This is a genomic window from Nocardioides sp. NPDC059952, from assembly GCF_042730435.1.
Classification (GTDB): Bacteria; Actinomycetota; Actinomycetes; order Propionibacteriales; family Nocardioidaceae; genus Nocardioides.
In genome coordinates, this window is the sequence record NZ_JBHWLY010000131.1 from 1 (window position 1) to 1,640 (window position 1,640).

At 69.8% G+C, this 1,640-nt stretch carries 1 protein-coding gene; it reads right to left on the reverse strand.

Features of this window, described 5'->3' with window-relative positions; translation table 11 throughout:
- Positions 1-1,455 (reverse strand): MFS transporter (locus ACFV9G_RS29465; protein WP_378732967.1); only part of this gene is annotated, 1,455 nt, incomplete at its 3' end.
- Positions 1,456-1,640 lie beyond the last annotated feature (185 nt).

Below are 1,640 nucleotides of genomic sequence, written 5' to 3' on the forward strand. Positions count from 1 at the left end.
CGTCACCTCGGTGCCGTCTCGGCCGACGGGAGCGACGCCTCGGCCGACGTACGTGACTTCTCGGCCGGCGGGGGTGACCTTTCGCGGAGTCAGGGGGATGAGCATGGCCGCGAGGGCGGCACCCAGGGCGACGACGGTGAGGAAGCCGAAGCCGGTGACGTACCCCTGCTCGGTGGGGTATCCCGACGGCAGGGTGTGCGCGGTGACCAGGGAGGTCATGACCGCGGTTCCGATGGTGCCGCCGACGGTGCGGATGTTGGCGTTCATCCCGGTGGCCACGCCGGTGTGCTCCGGCGGCACCGCGGCCACGACCGCGTTGGCGAGGTTGGCGAAGACCAGGCCGGTGCCGAAGCCGGAGAGTCCCGCGGCGATGCACATCTGCCACGGCTCGTCGTGGACGAAGGCGACCATCGCCAGGGAGACCGCGGTGAGCAGTCCGCCGATGACCAGGATGCGGCGCATCCCGATGAGCTCGGCGAGCCGCGCACTGACCAGACCGCACAGGAACGAGGTGATGGCTGTCGGGAGCATCAGGTAGCCGGCGACGGTGACCGATGCCCCGAACCCGTAGCCGGCCGACGGCGGGGTCTGGGTGAGCTGCGGGATGAAGCCGAAGGAGGCGTACATCGCGATGCCGATCAGCAGGGCGACCAGATTGGCGGTCCATACGCCGCGGCGGCCCATCAGACGCAGGTCGACCAGTGGCTGCCGTGCGGTCCACTCGACCCGGATCCAGGTGGCCAGGAGCACGACGGCGGCACCGAGCAGGCCGATGGTGGCCGGCGAGGTCCAGCCCCACGACGGAGCCCGGCTGACGCCGAGGAGGAGCGCGACCAGCCAGCCGGCGAGGAGTACCGCGGGGAGCAGCGGGATCCGCTCGCCGGTGAGCACCGGGGACTCGGGCACCATCCGCAGCGCGGCGATCGCGGCACCGGCCGCGACCAGCGCGGGCAGCAGGAACAGCGCCCGGAAGCCGAGCGTCGCGGCGACCGGGCCTGCCAGCACGATCCCGGCCGCGAAGCCCATCGAGAGCAGCGACGAGGTCACCGCGATCGCACCGGCGACACGCTCTTTGGGCAGCTCGTCACGCAGGATCGCGAAGGCCAGCGGCAAGGTGCCGCCGCCCAGCCCCTGCAGGACCCGGGCGCCGATCATGACCTCGATGCTGGGTGCCGCGGCGGCGAGGAGGGCGCCGGCGGTGAGGGCGGCCAGGCTCCACACGTACATCCGACGCTTGCCGAAGGAGTCGCCCATCCGGCCGATGATCGGGGTCGCGACCGAAGCGGAGAGCAGGAACGCGGTCAGGATCCAGGACGCCGTTGCCTGGTCCGTCTCCAGCTCGGTCTGGATCAGCGGCATCGTCGGCACGGAGACCGACTGCAGCAGGGAGTAGGAGCAGACGCCGATGGCGACGATCGCGAAGGTGAGGCGGGGGCTGGTGTGGGTCGTGGGCATCGGGCCAAAGTTTAGCTTGGCTAACTGTATTCTCTGAATCATTTCACCCGTGATCGCAGCCACGCGATCACGGAAGGCAGAAGCGGGAGGCGGGGAGGGGGGAGCGGGCACGCATCGGAAAGGCGGGGGTAAAAAAAAAAAACACCCCACAACACAAGGACTCAGACCGATAAGACGAGTAGTGG